At 69.8% G+C, this 17,141-nt stretch carries 15 protein-coding genes and 1 pseudogene; 8 read left to right on the plus strand and 8 right to left on the minus strand.

The annotated features are described in order from the left end of the window. Positions 1-83 precede the first annotated feature (83 nt). Complete coding sequence (locus ADL01_RS24525; protein ID WP_053744202.1) at positions 84-2,210, minus strand: streptophobe family protein; 2,127 nt, start codon at positions 2,208-2,210, stop codon at positions 84-86. Between the two features lie 241 nt (positions 2,211-2,451). Between ADL01_RS24525 and ADL01_RS24530 the strand changes: the two genes are divergently transcribed. After that, entirely contained in the window at positions 2,452-4,971 is a 2,520-nt protein-coding gene (locus tag ADL01_RS24530; RefSeq protein WP_053744181.1) for an FHA domain-containing protein, read from the plus strand. 84 nt (positions 4,972-5,055) lie between these two features. Here the strand turns inward: ADL01_RS24530 and ADL01_RS24535 are convergent, their stop codons facing one another. From ADL01_RS24535 to ADL01_RS24545, 3 genes are all read right to left on the minus strand, one after another. Beyond that, complete coding sequence (locus tag ADL01_RS24535) at positions 5,056-5,823, minus strand: transglycosylase SLT domain-containing protein (RefSeq protein WP_053744182.1); 768 nt, start codon at positions 5,821-5,823, stop codon at positions 5,056-5,058. Between the two features lie 304 nt (positions 5,824-6,127). After that, entirely contained in the window at positions 6,128-7,213 is a 1,086-nt protein-coding gene (locus ADL01_RS24540; protein ID WP_053744183.1) for an S-adenosylmethionine:tRNA ribosyltransferase-isomerase, read from the minus strand. Continuing rightward, entirely contained in the window at positions 7,210-7,905 is a 696-nt protein-coding gene (locus ADL01_RS24545) for an SDR family NAD(P)-dependent oxidoreductase (protein WP_053744184.1), read from the minus strand. The genes ADL01_RS24540 and ADL01_RS24545 overlap by 4 nt, the downstream gene beginning before the upstream one ends. Positions 7,906-8,092: 187 nt before the next feature. Here ADL01_RS24545 and ADL01_RS24550 point away from each other — a divergent pair, with 187 nt between their 5' ends. From ADL01_RS24550 to chpE, 3 genes are all read left to right on the plus strand, one after another. Next, complete coding sequence (locus ADL01_RS24550) at positions 8,093-9,238, plus strand: GAF domain-containing sensor histidine kinase (RefSeq protein ID WP_053744185.1); 1,146 nt, start codon at positions 8,093-8,095, stop codon at positions 9,236-9,238. After that, positions 9,231-9,872: a response regulator gene (locus tag ADL01_RS24555; protein WP_053744186.1), complete on the plus strand. Its 642-nt coding sequence runs from the start codon at positions 9,231-9,233 to the stop codon at positions 9,870-9,872. Before ADL01_RS24550 ends, ADL01_RS24555 begins: the two co-directional genes overlap by 8 nt. A gap of 147 nt (positions 9,873-10,019) precedes the next feature. Further along, positions 10,020-10,265 carry a chaplin ChpE gene (chpE, locus tag ADL01_RS24560; protein ID WP_053744187.1) on the plus strand — a complete coding sequence of 82 codons (246 nt, stop codon included), beginning with the start codon at positions 10,020-10,022 and terminating at the stop codon, positions 10,263-10,265. 210 nt (positions 10,266-10,475) lie between these two features. On the opposite strand, the gene ADL01_RS24565 is transcribed toward chpE, so the two are convergent. Continuing rightward, positions 10,476-11,258 carry a hypothetical protein gene (locus ADL01_RS24565; protein WP_053744188.1) on the minus strand — a complete coding sequence of 261 codons (783 nt, stop codon included), beginning with the start codon at positions 11,256-11,258 and terminating at the stop codon, positions 10,476-10,478. A 129-nt stretch (positions 11,259-11,387) separates the two neighbouring features. On the opposite strand from ADL01_RS24565, the pseudogene ADL01_RS24570 reads away from it, so the two are divergent. The 3 genes and pseudogenes from ADL01_RS24570 to ADL01_RS24580 all read left to right on the plus strand — a co-directional run. Next, positions 11,388-11,912 (plus strand): annotated as a pseudogene (locus ADL01_RS24570) (ABC transporter ATP-binding protein); the annotation flags it as partial. Between the two features lie 372 nt (positions 11,913-12,284). Continuing rightward, positions 12,285-12,716 (plus strand): NfeD family protein, encoded by a 432-nt coding sequence (locus ADL01_RS24575; protein ID WP_053744190.1) that lies wholly within the window; start codon positions 12,285-12,287, stop codon positions 12,714-12,716. 147 nt (positions 12,717-12,863) lie between these two features. Beyond that, the gene (locus tag ADL01_RS24580; protein WP_053744191.1) at positions 12,864-13,817 is read left to right on the plus strand and encodes an SPFH domain-containing protein; all 954 of its coding nucleotides are present in this window, start codon (positions 12,864-12,866) and stop codon (positions 13,815-13,817) included. A gap of 90 nt (positions 13,818-13,907) precedes the next feature. Here ADL01_RS24580 and ADL01_RS24585 read toward each other — a convergent pair whose 3' ends face one another. From ADL01_RS24585 to ADL01_RS24595, 3 genes are all read right to left on the minus strand, one after another. Continuing rightward, on the minus strand, positions 13,908-14,414 hold the full coding sequence (locus ADL01_RS24585; RefSeq protein WP_053744192.1) for an HNH endonuclease: 507 nt from the start codon (positions 14,412-14,414) through the stop codon (positions 13,908-13,910). Between the two features lie 143 nt (positions 14,415-14,557). Next, positions 14,558-15,097 carry a YbhB/YbcL family Raf kinase inhibitor-like protein gene (locus tag ADL01_RS24590; RefSeq protein WP_053744193.1) on the minus strand — a complete coding sequence of 180 codons (540 nt, stop codon included), beginning with the start codon at positions 15,095-15,097 and terminating at the stop codon, positions 14,558-14,560. Between the two features lie 53 nt (positions 15,098-15,150). Further along, on the minus strand, positions 15,151-15,933 hold the full coding sequence (locus tag ADL01_RS24595; RefSeq protein WP_053744194.1) for a sporulation protein: 783 nt from the start codon (positions 15,931-15,933) through the stop codon (positions 15,151-15,153). A 146-nt stretch (positions 15,934-16,079) separates the two neighbouring features. Here ADL01_RS24595 and ADL01_RS24600 point away from each other — a divergent pair, with 146 nt between their 5' ends. After that, on the plus strand, positions 16,080-16,721 hold the full coding sequence (locus ADL01_RS24600) for a DNA-3-methyladenine glycosylase (RefSeq protein WP_053744195.1): 642 nt from the start codon (positions 16,080-16,082) through the stop codon (positions 16,719-16,721). Positions 16,722-17,141: the final 420 nt, after the last annotated feature.

Consider the following 17,141-nt stretch of genomic DNA (forward strand, 5'->3'; position numbering starts at 1 on the left):
CCCAGTGCCTACCGCGCACGCGGTCCGCCTGACGGACAGGGAACAGTACGTTGCGCGGAGGTGGCGACGACCTTACGAGTAGGTCAGCGCCGCCCCTTGGGCGTGCCGGGCGGCGGCGGTGGCGGAGGCGGCGGTGGGGGAGGAGTCCGCTTCTCCGGCACGGATCCCGAGGAGCCGCCGCCGCGCCATCCGGGCCGTCGTGGGGGCGGCGAGATCGGCCTGGCCATGGTGGGCAGGCCGTACATGCTCTCGGGCGGCAGCTCTTCCTCACCCGAACCGCCGCCTTCCCCTGAATCAGGGCCAGCACCCGAGCCGCTGTCCGCGCCCGGCCCCCGATGCTCTCCCGGACCGTTCCCCCCGTCGGAACCGGCCCGCTCGGGCGCACTGCTCCGGTCGGGCGACCACGCCCCCGTCCGCGGAGCATCGGGCGTCCACCCGCCCTCGTACGGACGCCCGCTGTCCGGGCCCCAGCCGCTCCCAGGCGGCGGCCCGGCTCCGCCCCCTGCCCCGGCCCCCTGCCCGCCCCCGTAGGGCCGCCACGTCTCGGCCGGCCGCGCGTCCTCGGGTTCCGCAAGCTCCTCGGGGCGTCGTAGGTACGGATTGGTGTCGCGGTTCGGCGGCCGGTAGGGCGAGCCGGGCGCGTACGGGCCGGGGTGCGCACCGGGGCCGCCGGCCTGCTCCGGGCGACCGCCGAACCGCGCTTCCAAGGCCACCGCCCCCGACACCCCGCCAGCTCCCACTGCCGCCTCCGCCCCACCCGGTCCCGCCGCCCGGCCCCACGCGTCACCCAGTGCCAACGGCACCGCCCGCCACCCCGCCGCCCCGCTCGCGTACGCCAGCAGCGCACCCACGGCTCCCGCGCCCGCGCCCCACAGCGCGCCCAGCAGCAGGGCCGCGATCAGTTGCCCGTGCAGTTCGATTCCGGCGCCGAACGCGTCGAAGCCCAGCACCGAGATCGACGCGTCCACGGACACCTCCGCCAGCCAGGCGAGCAGCGGCAACGCCACCGCGGTCACCGCGCCCAGCCGCAGCGCGCAGCGGCCGGCGAAACGCAGGGCACCCGGATCCCGTACGGCGGGAGGCACTCGCCTGTCGATGGCGTCGGGGCCGACACCGCGTGCCAGCGGCGTCCGTGCCGCCGCGAGGATGCCCGCGAGCAGCATCAGCAAGGCCGCCGCGACCCCCAGTAGCCACACCCGGCTGTCCAGTTCGGCCAGTCTGTCGAGGCTGACCGACTGGTCGTCCGGCGAGCTGAGGAGCCGGTCCAGGGGGTCCGGCAGGAAGTTCACCAGCACTCCGGACGCGCTGCCGTCGAACGGGACGAACAGGCCGATCGGGATACCCAGCCAGACCCCGTTGGGGGCGCCGAGCAGGGCCGCGCCCGCGATGCGCCGGGGGTGGGCGTCGCCGATCGCCGCGTACGACGCCGCCGCGAGCCCCGCCGCCACCGCCACCAGCGCCACGGTGACGAGGGCGGACACCGCCGGACGTACGACGCGGTGGACCGTTTCCCAGCCGCGCGGCACGGGAGTGCGACGGGACGCCAGGAGGGCGATCGCCAGGACCGCGGCCGCCCAGACCAGGCCGCCGAGCAGAGTGGGGAGGGTGTCGACGGTGAAGCCGACGGCCGCCTTCGCGTCGATCAGGTCGCCGACCCGGTCGGGCAGCAGACCGCCGATGTCGCCGACCCCGGGGATCTCGAGCCCCCCGCTTCCGCCGCCCGTACCCGGCAGATCATCGAGGCCCAGGCCGCCGCCGTCGATCGTGATGACGTCGTGTCCCGCCCAGGCGAGTCCGCCCAGGATCGCCACGAAAAAGGCGACTGTCGTGCCCGCGCGCGCGAGGAGCTCGGACGGAGACACCACCGCTCCCGCCCTGCGCAGGGACCGTAAGAAGAACCAGGACAAAAGCACCGCACCCGCGAGGCCGACGCCCAGTGGCGCGATCTCGATGGCGGTCGCCGCCTCCGCCCCTTGCAGGCCGAAGGCCGACACGTCGCCGGACGGTGTGACCGAACCACCCGCCCCAAGTGCCACGACCGCCGCGGTCATCGGCCCCAGCGAGGCCGTGGAGTCCGCCTCCAGCAGATGCAGTCCGAGCGCCGCCGTTCCCGTCATCCCGATCAACGCCCAGCTCACGGCGACGATCGCGGAGAGCGCCACTTCTCCCCAGGGCAGCCTGTGCCCCTGCTCGGATGTCCCGATGTTCATCGTCGGCCCCCCGATCCGCGCGGCGGCGTCCACCGCACGTGTCCCCCCTCGCGTGGGATTACCACTCTCCGGGCCTGTCTCCACCCCGTCAACGGCGCGTCGCTGTCCGCTTCCACGCCCCTTCCGCAAGACCCGACTTTCGGTCAGGGGACTGAGCCTGGAATAGTTCCCCACGATGTTCGACATCCCTAGACTCCCCGTGTTGGGGCAAATTTCGGGGGACAACTCAGTGGGGCATGGAGTGCCGGAACTCGTACTCGAATTGAACGGACGGACCTGGACGCTCGAATCGTCCAGGCCTTACACCCTCGGACGCGATCCGCAGGGTGACATCGTGCTCGATGACGCCAGGGTTTCCTGGCGGCACGCCACGATCAGCTGGGGCGGCCGGAGTTGGGTCATTGAGGACCACGGCAGCACCAACGGCACCTTTGTGCAGGGGCAGCGCATCCACCAGATGGAGGTGGGTCCGGGCTCGGCCGTCCATCTCGGCAACGCGACCGACGGCCCGCGTCTGAGCCTCTCCAGCGGCGTCGCCTCGGCCGCGACACCGCAAGTGGCCCAGGCGCAGCAGCCGTTCGCGGCCCAGGGCGCCGGCCCCGGCTGGGCTCAGCAGCCCCAGCAGCAGACGCCGGAACAGAGCTGGCCGCAGCCAGAACCACAGCAGCACGCCGCCGCGATCCCGCAGCAGCACGGCCCCGGCGCGGGGGCGGGGGCAGGGGCGGCGCCGGTGTACGGCGACCGCAGCCCGACCACCTTCCACCAGCTGCTCCTCGGCCGGGTGATGCGCATCGGCCGCGCCCTGGAGAACGAACTGGTCGTCTCCGACCTCCAGGTCTCCCGCCACCACGCCGAGTTCCACGCGACGCCCGACGGCCGCTTCGAGATCCGCGACCTGGGCTCGCACAACGGCACGTACGTCAACGGCATGCCGATGACCAAGGGCGGCACGGCGCTGCTCGGCCAGGGCGACATCGTCGGCGTCGGCCACTCCACGTACCGCCTGGTCGGCGACCGTCTGGAGGAGTTCGTCGACACCGGCGAGATCTCCTTCTCGGCCCGCCATCTGACGGTCACGGTGGACGGCGGCAAGCAGATCCTCAAGGACGTCTCCTTCGGCGTCCCGGAGAAGTCGCTGATCGCGGTCATCGGCCCGTCGGGCTCCGGCAAGTCGACGCTCCTGAAGGCGCTCACGGGCTACCGGCCGGCCAACCAGGGCGACGTCCTCTACGACAACCGCAACCTGTACAAGCAGTTCGCCGAGCTGCGCCAGCGCATCGGTCTGGTCCCGCAGGACGACATCCTGCACAAGGAACTGACCGTCAAGAAGGCCCTCAAGTACGCGGCCAAACTGCGCTTCCCCGCCGACACCACGACTCAGGAGCGCGAGCACCGCATTGACGAGGTGCTGCGCGAGCTGAAGCTCGACATCCACAAGGAGAAGAAGGTCACCTCCCTCTCCGGCGGCCAGCGCAAGCGCGTGTCGGTGGCCCTGGAGCTCCTCACCAAACCGTCGCTGATCTTCCTGGACGAGCCGACCTCCGGCCTCGACCCGGGCATGGACCGTGACGTCATGCAGCTGCTGCGCGGCCTCGCCGACGACGGGCGTACGGTCCTGGTCGTCACGCACTCCGTGGCCGAACTGGCGCTGTGCGACAAGCTCCTGGTGATGGCGCCGGGCGGCGCGGTGGCGTACTTCGGCCCGCCCGAGGAGGCCCTGAACTTCTTCGGCTACGACACCTGGGCCGATGTCTTCTCCGCCTTCGAGAACTACCGCGACTACGACTGGGCCGGGCGCTGGAAGGGCTCGCAGCACTACCAGATGTACGCCGCGGACATCGACGCCGTCGCCCCGCAGTCCGTAGACATGCCACCCGCACAGGCCATGCGCCCGCCGAAGCCGCAGGGCTGGGGCTCACAGCTGATGACCCTGATCCGGCGCTACACGGCCGTCATCGTCTCCGACAAGGGCTTCCTGGCGCTCACGGTGATCCTGCCCGCGGTGCTCGGCGCGGTGAGCCTGCTCATCGACCCGGACAAGACCCTGCTGCCGGGCAAGATCGGCAGAAGCGGTCTCAACATCCCGAACGGCACGGCCACCACCGTTCTCCTCATCCTCGCGGTCGGCGCCTGCTTCGCCGGCGCGGCCAACTCCGTGCGCGAGCTGATCAAGGAACGGGTCATCTACGAACGGGAGCGCGCGACCGGCCTGTCGCGCTCCGCGTATCTGATGTCCAAGGTGATCGTCCTCGGCTTCATCACGGTGCTGCAGGGGCTCATGGTCGGCGCGATCGGCTTCGCCAACCGCACGATCCCTGACGAGGGCCTGATCTTCGGCAAGCTCGTGCTGCTCGAACTCTCCATCCCGATCATGGCGCTCGGCTTCGCGTCGATGATGTTCGGCCTGGTCATCTCCTCCCTGGTGAAGACCTCGGAGAAGACCATGCCGCTGCTCGTCATGTTCGCGATCATCCAGGTCGTGTTCACCGGCTGCCTGTTCATCCTGCACGGCAACATCGGCGTCAACGAGTTCTCGTATCTGATGCCGTCCCGCTGGGCGGTCGCCGCCGCCGGCGCCACGCTGGACTTCAACAAGATCAGCCCGAATGTCGACGACCCCGGCAGCACGGACCCGCTCTGGGACCACACCGCCACCGCCTGGGGCATCGACATGGCCGCCCTGATCGCCCTCGGCGTGATCTGCGGCTTCTTCGTGGCCCGCTTCCTGCGGCGCCACGAGCCCGAGGTCATGCGTAAGTGACCACGGCCGTACGACGGTGAAGGGCGGCACCCCGGTGGGGGTGCCGCCCTTTCGCCTTGTACGAGTCAGAGGTCCGCGCAGGCCTCAGTACGCGCTGTCGACGTTGTCGATCGAGCCGTACTTGTCGGCCGCGTAGTTGGCGGCGGCCGTGATGTTGGCGACCGGGTTGTAGATGTTCGTCGACGTACCGGAGACGTGGTACGCGTCGAAGGTCGGCGGGATGACCTGGAGCAGGCCCTTCGACGGGATGCCGTTGATGGCGTTGATGTCCCAGTTGTTGATCGCGTACGGGTTGCCCGAGGACTCCCGCATGATGTTGCGGTACAGGCCGTTGTACGAGCCCGGGATGCCCTTCTTCCCCATGATGGCGAGGGACTCGCGGATCCAGCCGTCGAGGTTGTTCGGGTACGACTTGGCGGCGGCCTTCCTGAGCGCGGCACGCTTGGCGGACCGGCTCGCGGCCTCCCTCGCCTTGCGCGCCTTCACCGCAGCCGCCTTCGCCGCGGCCTTCTTCTTCGCGGCCTTCATCGCCGCCTTCTTCGCTGCCGCCTTCTCCGCTGCGGCCTTCTTCGCTGCGGCGTCGGCGGCCTTCTTCTTCGCCGCGAGGGCGTCGGCCTTCACGGTCGCACCGGCCAGCTGGTCGGTGATGCTCGCCTTCACGTCCTTGAGCTGCGTCTGGTCGAACACCACAGGAGCGGCGGAGAAGGCCTCGGAGGAGGTCTGCGCGTCGCCGCTCGGCGCGAGGGTGAACGCGAGGACGGCGGCGCTGAGCGTGGCGGCACCGGCGATCGCGAGCCTGCGGGTCCTGGCCGACATACGACTACGGCCAGGAGCGGTGGTGTTCTTGGGCATGGGGGTAGGACCTCTTCGAATAGCGCGGAGGTCGCTCGGCGTCCCGGCGGGACGGGGGTGCTTCCTGCACAAACGCCGCGGGCGGAACCCGCGGCGCTGAGCGACGACAGCCATTCTTAGCGGCCGCAAAATGGTGTGGCAAAGGTGTGACGTACTACGGGGGGTAGTGGACCCGGGTGGGGCAAAATAGGACAGACCGGAGCGTCTTTCCCGCTCACCCCGTGGACGTTTGTCTCCTATCACCCCTAGTAAGTGATGTGGACCCTATGTGCGGGGTCACAGGGGGCGGGCGACCGTCTCACTGCTAGTTGCGAGAGCAATGCTCAGTGTGAGGCTCTGTTTCGGACCCGCCCGGAAGGAGGAGATGCACGTCCCCGAACTCGTGCCACAGGTACCGCTCCCGCAGCGCCTCCCCGTACCCCCGGTCGATCGCCGCCCGCCCCGCTACCGCCTCCAGCATCAGCAGATGCGAGGCCTCCGGCTCGTGCAGCCCCGTCAGCAGCCCGTCGACGACCCGCACCCCGCGCGCGGGCGTCACCACCAGGTCGGTCCACCCGCCGGCCGCCCGGACCACACCGTCCGGCCCGGCCGCGGACTCCACGGCCCGCACAGCCGTCGTACCGACCGCCACGACCCGCCCGCCCCCGGCCCGCACGGCGTTGATCAGCCGCGCCGAGGCCTCCGGCACCGCGAACCGCTCCGGATACGGCGGCTCGTGCGCCTCCGCGGACGCCACCCCGGTGTGCAGCATGACCGGCGCGAACTGCACACCCCGGCTCACCAGCTCCGCCACCAGCCGCGCGGTGAAGGGCCGAGAGGCACTCGGCATCTCCGCGCTGCCCGCCCCGTCGCGGGACGGCAGCGCGAACACCGTCTGATAGACGGACAACGGCTGATCGCGCTCCGTATAGGCGTAACGGATGGGCCGCCCGTACTCCCGCAGAAGAGCCGGCACCCGCCCCTCCACCCGCGCCCACCACAACCGGGGCCCGCCCACCGTCAGCGGCTCCTCCAGGACCAGCCCCGCGCCCCCGGGCAACCGCACCCTCGTCCCCGCGACCCCGCCCGCACGCACGCGTGTGGTGCCCCTTCCGTCGGGATCCCGCAGCTCGACGGCCCACCGCCCGTCGTCCCCGAGCGTCGAGAAATGCACCACCACGCGCGCGTACCCGACTCTCCCGTCCACAGCGGCGGCCAGCGTCGACGACGTGTTGACGACGAGCAGATCCCCCGCCCGCAACTGCCCGGGCAACTCGACGAACGCGTGATGCGACACCGCGGTCCCCCGCGACACCAGCAGCCGTACGGCGTCCCGGTCCAGCCCCGGCCCCCGCTGCTCGGCCGGCACCCGCGCCGACAACTCCTCCGGCACCTGTACGGCCAGTGTCATCGCCCCTCCAGCAGGAACGGCGCCGAGTACCGGCCACTCGCCGGCCGCACGTCCAGCAGCCGCAGAAAGGCGGGTACGACGCTGCCGGGCGCCGGCCGCGGGTCGGCGTCGTCCGGTACGGCCGCCGCGTACAGGTCCGTCCCCATGTCACCGGGATCGACCGCCCAGACGCGTACCCCCGGTTCCTCCTCCCCGAGCACCGCCGCCAGCTGATCCAGCGCCGCCTTGGACGCCCCGTAGCCGCCCCACGTCTCGTACGCCTCGGCCGCCGCGTCCGAACTCACAGCGATCACCGTTCCGGCCGCGGACGCCCTGAGCAGCGGCAACGCCTCCTGGACCAGACCCAGCGCGGCCACCACATTCACCTCCAGCGCCCGCCGCAGCCCCTCCAGGGACAGCGCCTCCAGCCGTACGAGAGGTTCGGCGCCCAACGCGCTCGCGTTGCTCACCAGGAGGTCGAGGCCACCCAGCTTCCACGCGGCCGCCACCAGCCCTTCCCGGTGACCGGCGTCCGTGACATCCCCGGGCAGGGCCTCCACCCTCCCTCCGTACGCCGAGAGCGCCTCAGCGGTGGCGTGCAGGACCTCCGGGGTCCTGGCGTCCAGTACGAGATCCCAGCCGCGTTGCGCGAGCGCCGAGGCCAGCGCCCGCCCGAGCCCCTTGGACGCCCCCGTGATGACCGCTACTGACATGACACGCGTCCCCTCGTCCTCGGCTGCCGGTGATCGGCAGCACACCCAACGTAGGAACGGGACCGTCCCGGCCGCCTCGTCCGGGGGCCGCAATACGGCGGGGCCCTTCGCCCTAGTCCCTTCGCCCGAGGCGGGGGCCGCCACAGGTCGGATACGCGCTGTCACACCCCGCCGGTACCGTGAGGACATGAGTCAAGGACCACGGTCCGGCCTGGCCGCGGTGAGCGCCGCGCTGCTGGCCATGAGCAGGCACCTGGAGGTGCGCGACGTCCTCAAGACGATCGTCACCTCCGCCAGAGAGCTGCTCGACGCGCAGTACGCGGCGCTGGGGGTCCCCGACGACCACGGCGGCTTCGCCCAGTTCGTGGTGGACGGCGTCAGCGACGCCCAGTGGAAGGCCATCGGCCCGCTCCCGCGCCAGCACGGCATCCTCGCCGCGATGCTGCACACGGCCCGTCCCGAGCGGCTGGCCGACGTCCGCAAGGACCCGCGCTTCGAGGGCTGGCCCTCCGCACACCCCGACATGTCCGACTTCCTGGGCCTGCCGATCCGGGACGGCGAGGAAGTGCTGGGCGCACTCTTCCTGGCCAACAAGAACTGCGTGAAGCCGGCCGGCGACTGCGGCTTCACGGAAGACGACGAGGACCTCCTCGCCATCCTGGCCCAGCACGCGGCGATCGCCCTGACCAACGCCCGCCTCTACGAACGCAGCCGCGAACTGACCATCGCCGAGGAACGCTCCCGTCTCGCCCACGAACTCCACGACGCGGTCAGCCAGAAACTGTTCTCCCTGCGCCTGACGGCCCAGGCCGCCGCCACCCTGGTGGACCGCGACCCCGCCCGCGCCAAGGGCGAGCTGCACCAGGTGGCGGCGCTCGCGGCGGAGGCGGCCGACGAACTGCGCGCGGCGGTCGTGGAGCTGCGCCCCACGGGCCTGGACGAGGACGGCCTGATCGCCACGCTCCGCTCCCACGTCCGGGTCCTCGACCGCGCGCACTCCGCGCGCGTGACCTTCGACAGCCGTGGAGTGCGCGCCCTGCCGGCGGCCCAGGAGGAGGCGCTGCTGCGGGTCGCCCAGGAAGCCCTGCACAACGCCCTGCGGCACTCCGGGGCGGCCCTGGTGGAGGTGACCCTGACGAAGCGCGGTCCGGGAGCCGCCCTGTGCGTCACCGACGACGGCAGGGGCTTCGACCCGACGGCGGTGCGCAGCGCCGGACGCCATCTCGGCCTGGTCTCCATGCGGGACCGGGCGAGTGGGGTCGGCGGCCGGCTGGACGTGGAATCGGCGCCCGGAAAGGGCACCACGATCGAGATGGAGGTCCCCGGTGGCTGACGCAATCAGGGTGCTGCTCGTCGACGACCACCAGGTGGTCCGTCGGGGCCTGCGTACGTTCCTCGAAGTGCAGGACGACATCGAGGTCGTGGGCGAGGCGTCGGACGGCGCCGAGGGAGTCGGCCGCGCACAGGAACTGAAACCCGACATCGTCCTCATGGACGTCAAGATGCCCGGCATGGACGGCGTCGAGGCCCTGCGCAAGCTCCGCGAACTGGACAACCCCGCGCGCGTGCTGATCGTCACGAGCTTCACCGAGCAGCGCACGGTGGTCCCGGCCCTGCGCGCGGGCGCCGCCGGTTACGTCTACAAGGACATCGACCCGGACGCCCTCGCCGGTGCCATCCGCTCCGTCCACGCCGGACACATCCTGCTCCAGCCCGAGGTCGCCGACGCGCTGCTGGCCCAGGAGGAGACGCACTCGGGCCAGGGGAGGGGCGGCTCGCTCACCGAGCGGGAACGGGAGGTGCTGACTCTGATCGCGGACGGCCGGTCGAACCGGGAGATAGCCCGTGCCCTGGTGCTGTCCGAGAAGACGGTCAAGACGCATGTCTCGAACATCCTGATGAAACTCGACCTGGCGGACCGCACCCAGGCGGCCTTGTGGGCGGTTCGTCATGGTGTGGCCGGATGACGGACAACTCGGAACGTTCCCTTCCGGGCTGAGATTCATACCGTCGTGGGAATGTCCCCCGGATGGCGCATCCTTCGTGGATCTCCGGCGTTCTTCAGTGCGTGCTGCGGCGACCTGCCGCGGTGAACGCAATGGGAGGGCTCAGACATGAAGAACCTGAAGAAGGCCGCTGCTGTGACGATGGTGGCGGGCAGCCTGGTCGCCGCCGGCGCCGGTTTCGCCTCCGCCACGGAGGGCGCCCACGCGAACGGCCAGGCGGTCGGCTCGCCGGGCGTCGCCTCGGGCAACCTCATCCAGGCGCCGGTGCACATCCCGGTGAACGTGGTGGGCAACAGCGTCAACGTCATCGGCGCGCTGAACCCCGCCTTCGGCAACCTCGGCCTCAACCACTGAGGCACCACGACACCGAGGCACCGAGTCCCTGACCTCCGGCCTCCTGGGTACGCCCGGAGGCCGGTCGGGGACTTTGGCCTCCACCGCCGGCAGGCACCTTCCAGCCCGTCCGGCGTTTGAGGACAAGGCCCGTTCAGGGCCGTAGGGGGGCCTGGGGGCACAGCCCCCAGAGAACGCCCACCCCAACCGACCCGCACCGCACAACGAACCTCACCGCACCCCCCGCTCCTCCACAACGGAGTTGTACGCCGCGACCTGCGCCCGCCGAGCCGTCCGCTCCACCGGCCGCAACGCCTCCGCGCGCGCCGCGATCTCCGACGCGCTCACCGCCCCGCCGTGCCCGTTCTCGGACGCCACCGACACCAGCAGCCCCACCCGCTGCGCCAGCTCCAGCACCCGTACCGCCCGAGGCGGATACCCCGGCGCCAACACCTCGCGCCCTTGCTCCGCCCGCGCCCGGTACGCGTCGATCGCCGCCTCCGCGACCGGCCCCGACCCGGCGACGTCCAGCCGGGACAACAGCACCGTCGCGTCCCGCAACGCCTCCGCGAGCTCCCGTTCGGCCTCCCCGAGGGACGGCACATCGGCGGGCGGCGCCTCCCGCACCGGCAGACAGTGCCAGAGAACCTCGACGTGTACGTCCCCGGCCGGCCCGGCCTCGTACACCTCCGGCACCAGCCCCAGCGCGGCGCCCTCGCAGATCACCGCCTCCTCCGCCTCCAGCGCCCGCGCGTTGAACTCGGGGGGCCCGCTCAGCCCGAGCGGATGCCCGGGAGCGGGCAAGGCGATCCGCAGCCCGGACGCACCGAGCGCCCGCAACCGCCCCAGCGCGAGCGTGAGACCGACGGGCGCCGACTCCCCGGGCAGCCCCTCGACCCGGTGCACCGCGTCCTCCCCGACGATGGCCACTACCGCGTCGTCCGGCGAAACAAGTCCGACCAACAGGGCATTTCCCCATGCGGCCAGTCGTCCTGAGCGTGGTTCCGAAAGCATGCCCCCACCCTAAGGACCGACCGAGGGGAGGGACCGGCCGACCGGTGGCGTAGATTTCGTGGGGGGTTGCGCCCACCGGCGCACACGAACGTGAGACTGGCCGACACTGCAAGGGGAGACAACCCGCTCATGAGCGATGTTCTGGAGCTGGAGGACGTATCCGTGGTCCGCGAGGGCCGGGCTCTGGTGGACCAGGTCTCCTGGTCGGTCAAGGAGGGCGAGCGCTGGGTCATCCTCGGCCCGAACGGCGCCGGGAAGACCACCCTCCTGAACCTCGCTTCCAGCTACCTCTTCCCCAGCCAGGGCACCGCCAGCATCCTCGGCGAGACCCTCGGCAAGGTGGACGTCTTCGACCTGCGCCCGCGCATCGGCATGGCGGGCATCGCCATGGCGGACAAGCTGCCCAAGCGCCAGACCGTGCTGCAGACGGTGCTGACCGCCGCGTACGGCATGACGGCCGGCTGGCAGGAGGAGTACGAGGAGATCGACGAACAGCGCGCCCGCGCCTTCCTCGACCGCCTCGGCATGAGTGAGTACGTGGACCGCAAGTTCGGCACCCTTTCCGAGGGCGAGCGCAAGCGCACCCTCATCGCCCGCGCCCTGATGACCGACCCCGAGCTGCTGCTCCTCGACGAGCCCGCCGCCGGCCTCGACCTCGGCGGCCGCGAGGACCTCGTACGCCGTCTCGGCCGTCTCGCCCGCGACCCGATCGCACCCTCCATGATCATGGTCACGCACCATGTCGAGGAGATCGCCCCGGGCTTCACCCACGTTCTGATGATCCGTCAGGGCAAGGTACTCGCGGCCGGTCCCCTGGAACTCGAACTCACCTCCCGCAACCTGTCGATGTGCTTCGGCCTCCCCCTCGTCGTCGAGCAGGTCGGCGAACGGTGGACCGCGCAGGGCCTGTCGCTGTCCTGACGGCCTGAGGGCACACGAACCACCTTGTGGAACAACTGGAAGAACCCTGTGCCAAGTTGATCGGCGCCCTGTCGGTGACCAGGCCCGCGGACCTACCATGACGATGTGAACGACATCGACGCATGGGTGTGGTGGCTCGTCGGCGCGGTGGCGCTGGGTATCCCGCTCGTCGTGACCGCGATGCCGGAACTCGGCATGCTCGCGGTGGGCGCGCTGGCCGCCGCCGGTGCGGCGGGACTTGGCGGCGGAGTCGTCGTCCAGGTGCTCGTGTTCGCCGTCGTGTCGACCGCGCTCATCGCCGTCGTACGGCCCATCGCGACCCGGCAACGTGCCGACCGGCCCCGACTCCTCTCCGGAATCGACGCGTTGAAGGGCAAACGGGCCGTCGTCCTGGAACGCGTCGACGGTGCCGGTGGCCGCATCAAGCTTGCCGGAGAGGTCTGGTCCGCCCGCTCCCTGGACACCCAACTCGCCTACGACGTAGGCCAGGAGGTGGACGTGGTCGAGATCGAGGGGGCCACGGCGATCGTCATGTGACCTCGCGCGACGTAACTGGACGGAACGTCGACGGGGCGGCCGACGGTCTGTCAGACTCGACCAGCAAGATCTTCAACAAGCAAGATCTTCAACAGGCATACGATCTTTCCGTAAGCGCCAAGGCGGAGAAGGGTACGGGGAGCCACGATGGAACCCATCATCATCGTCCTGATCATTCTGGTGGTGTTGGTCTTCATCGCCCTGATCAAGACCATCCAGGTCATTCCACAGGCGAGTGCCGCCATCGTGGAGCGGTTCGGCCGCTACACGCGGACACTCAACGCGGGCCTGAACATCGTCGTTCCGTTCATCGACACCATCCGCAACCGCATCGACCTCCGCGAGCAGGTCGTGCCGTTCCCGCCGCAGCCGGTGATCACGCAGGACAACCTGGTCGTCAACATCGACACCGTCATCTACTACCAGGTGACGGACGCGCGGGCGGCGACGTACGAGGTCGCCAGCTACATCCAGGCCATCGAGCAGCTCACCGTCACCACGCTCCGCAACATCATCGGTGGCATGGACCTGGAGCGGACCCTGACCTCCCGTGAGGAGATCAACGCGGCCCTGCGCGGAGTCCTCGACGAGGCCACCGGCAAGTGGGGCATCCGCGTCAACCGCGTCGAGCTGAAGGCGATCGAGCCGCCGACCTCCATCCAGGACTCGATGGAGAAGCAGATGCGCGCCGACCGCGACAAGCGCGCCGCGATCCTCACCGCCGAAGGTATCCGTCAGTCCCAGATCCTCACGGCGGAAGGTGAGAAGCAGTCCGCGATCCTGCGCGCCGAAGGTGAGGCCAAGGCCGCCGCCCTGCGCGCCGAGGGCGAGGCCCAGGCCGTCCGTACGGTCTTCGAGGCCATCCACGCCGGCGACCCGGACCAGAAGCTCCTCTCCTACCAGTACCTCCAGATGCTCCCGAAGATCGCTCAGGGCGACGCGAACAAGCTCTGGATCGTCCCCAGCGAGATCGGCGACGCGCTCAAGGGCCTGTCCGGGGCCATGGGCAGCTTCGGCAACCTGGGCGGCGGCGGTTCGGGCGACGGAGGCAACGCGGGCGGCGGCTCGGAGCGCCGAGAAAAGCCGTCAATCACAGACTGACGGCTTCGTGAAACGTGGGCGGGATCCCGCGCCCCTTGAAGGGGCGCGGGGAACTGCGCGACAAGCCACGAGCAACCCGCAGCTGACGAACTACGCCGCCGGCTGCGCCAACCACTCCGGCAGCGCCTCCAACTCGCTCTTCCCCAAAGACAGAAGCATCGCGTCCGCGGGCGACGGCTCGAACGGCAGCCGCAGCAGCGGCATCCCCGCCTGCTCCGGAGTCCGCGCCGCCTTGCGGTGGTTGTCCTCCGCGCACGAAGCGACGGTGTTGAGCCAGGAGTCCTGCCCGCCCTGCGCCCGCGGCACCACGTGGTCCACGGTCGTCGCCCGCCGACCGCAGTACGCGCACTTGTGCCGGTCCCGGACCAGCACACCACGCCTCGACCACGGTGCTTGTCTTCGGAACGGCACCCGGACATAGCGGCAGAGCCTGATCACACGCGGCGCGGGTATGTCGACAGCGGCTCCGCGCATACGGATCTCGGGGTGGGCCTGCTCGACAACAGCCTTGTCCTGCAGCACCAGAACGACGGCCCGGTTCAACGTCACCGTCGACAGCGGCTCGAAGCTCGCGTTCAGTACCAGCGTGTCCCGCATCCAGCCCACCTCCTCTGCTCACCGGCCCACCCCGTGGCGGGCTTGGATCAACTCTGGCCGGGCACGCCGAGATGGACAACGCAATAAAAATGCCCGCCTCTGATCACTTCCATGACCTGAGGCGGGCAAACGTTCAATGAACGTCAGTCTTCGGCGGGAACCTCGTACTCAGCGACGATTTGGGCACGCGCGATCGCGTGGAACCGCAGGTTGAAACCGACGACCGCGGGCGACGCGTCCGCGTCCGGACCCAACTTCTCCTGATCCACGGCATACACCGTGAACACATACCGGTGCGGCCCGTCCCCGGGCGGCGGAGCCGCACCGCCGAAGTCCCGCGTGCCGTAGTCGTTGCGCACCTGCACGACGCCCTCGGGCAGCCCCTCGAACTTGCCGTTGCCGGCACCCGCCGGCAACTCGGTCACCGAGGCCGGGATGTCGAACGCGACCCAGTGCCAGAACCCGCTGCCCGTAGGCGCGTCGGGGTCGTAGCAGGTCACGGCGAAACTCCGGGTCTCCGCCGGGAACCCCTCCCACCGCAGGTGCGGGGAGGTGTTGCCGGACGCGTAGACCTGAGCGTCCTTGAGGGTCGTACCCGCCTCGACATCCTCACTCGTGACCGTGAACGACGGCACGGGCGGATGGAAGTCGTGCGGCAGTGGCGGCCTCTTGAGGTCGGTCACCTGGATACCTCCTGGTGGGATCGATGGTCAGCGAAGGGAACGCTCGACGGCTACTAGAACCAGCTGCGCTTGCTGCCGACCTCGGCCAGCCACTGGTTCAGGTACGCCGCCCAGTCCGTGCCCTGGTAGTCGTGCAGCCCCACCTGGAACGAGCGGAAGGTGTCACTGCCCTCGCTGAACAGCCCCGGCTTCTTGTCCATCTCCAGCACGACGTCCATCGCGTGCTCGTCGGCGACGAAGGTCAACTCGACCTGGTTCAGGCCCCGGTACTGCGACGGCGGGAAGAACTCGACCTCCTGGTAGAAAGGAAGCTTCTGCCGCGTACCGCGAATGTGGCCACGCTCGAGGTCCGCGCTCTTGAACCGGAAGCCCAACTGGATGAAGGCGTCCAGGATCGCCTTCTGCGCGGGCAACGGGTGCACGTTGATGGGGTCCAGGTCACCGGAGTCGACGGCGCGCGCGATCGCCAGCTCGGTGGTCACGCCGATGTGCATGCCGCGCAGCGGCTGACCGTCGATCGTCGTGACCGGTGTCTCCCAGGGGATCTCCAGCCCGAACGGCACGACGTGCACGGCACCGGCCTGAACCTCGAAGGCTCCGCCCAGCCGCAGCTTCGTGAACTCGATGTCCTGCTTGTACTCCTGGTCACCGCCCTCGACCTCGACCTTGGCCTGCAGGCCGACGGACAGCCCCTCGATCTGCTGGTTGACGGAACCGCCCTGGATCCGCACCTCACCCTGGACCACGCCGCCCGGAACGACGTTGACCTCTGTCAACACCGTCTCGACCGAGGCCCCGCCGGCACCCAGGCTCGCGAGCAGCTTCTTGAACGCCATGTCTCTCCTTCTCCAGCGATCCTTAGCGATCCCTTGATCCTTGAAAACGCGATCCGACCGTGGCCGGTTCCGTCCTCACCCTGGCAAGGCGGACGCTTCCTGGCCACCCCGTTCACCGGGACACGCCTGCACTACGCTCGGACGGCATGATCGCGCCCGCTGACCGTACGCCCCTACCCAGGGAGTTCTTCGACCGGCCGGTACTGGAGGTCGCCCCGGATCTCCTGGGCCGAGTCCTCGTGCACACCACTCGTGACGGTCCGATCGAACTGCGCCTCACAGAGGTGGAGGCATACGACGGCCCGAACGACCCCGGCTCCCACGCCTATCGAGGTCCCACACCCCGCAACAGCGTGATGTTCGGTCCGCCCGGTCATGTGTACGTCTACTTCACCTACGGCATGTGGCACTGCATGAACCTGGTGTGCGGCCCCGAGGGCACGGCCAGCGGCGTCCTGCTCCGGGCCGGCGAGATCATCGAAGGTGCCGAGCTCGCCCGCAAACGTCGACTTTCGGCCCGAAACGACAACGAACTGGCCAAAGGACCGGCTCGCCTGGCCACGGCCCTGGGCGTGGACAGAGCACTCGACGGTACGGACGCCTGTGGCGCCGGGGCCGCACCGATCACGGTCCTGACGGGCACTCCCGTCAGCCCCGGCCAGGTGAGCAGTGGTCCGCGCACCGGTGTGGCCGGCGATGGGGGAGTCCACCCCTGGCGCTTCTGGATCACCAACGACCCCACGGTGAGCCCGTATCGGGCACACGCGCCCCGTCGTCGCTCAACTTGACTCGCCCACGGGGGGTCCGTAATGTAGCCCGAGCCGCTTTACCGGGTACGGCGATCGCCTGCAGCCGGAAGTGGCCAACCCACTACCTACGACTCCCTCTCCGCGGGGGCGATTTCGGCGTGCTTGCATGCTGAATTGTGAACGCGAGGAACTCGATTATGAGTTACCGAGGGGATCGGCTAACGTAGTGAATGTCGAAAGGCCGACAGGCGAAAGCCGAAAAGCCTGAGGCAAGCCCGCCGACAGGGAATCTGATCAGAAAATGATCTGATAGAGTCGGAAACGCAAGACAGCAAGACAAGAGCAAGACAGAAGAAAAGTAAGACCGAAGGGAAACTGCCCGGAGGAAAGCCTGAGAGTCTCTCGGGTGAGTACAAAGGAAGCGTCCGTTCCTTGAGAACTCAACAGCGTGCCAAAAAT

This window comes from Streptomyces sp. NRRL WC-3618 (genome assembly GCF_001280005.1).
Taxonomy (GTDB): domain Bacteria; phylum Actinomycetota; class Actinomycetes; order Streptomycetales; family Streptomycetaceae; genus Streptomyces.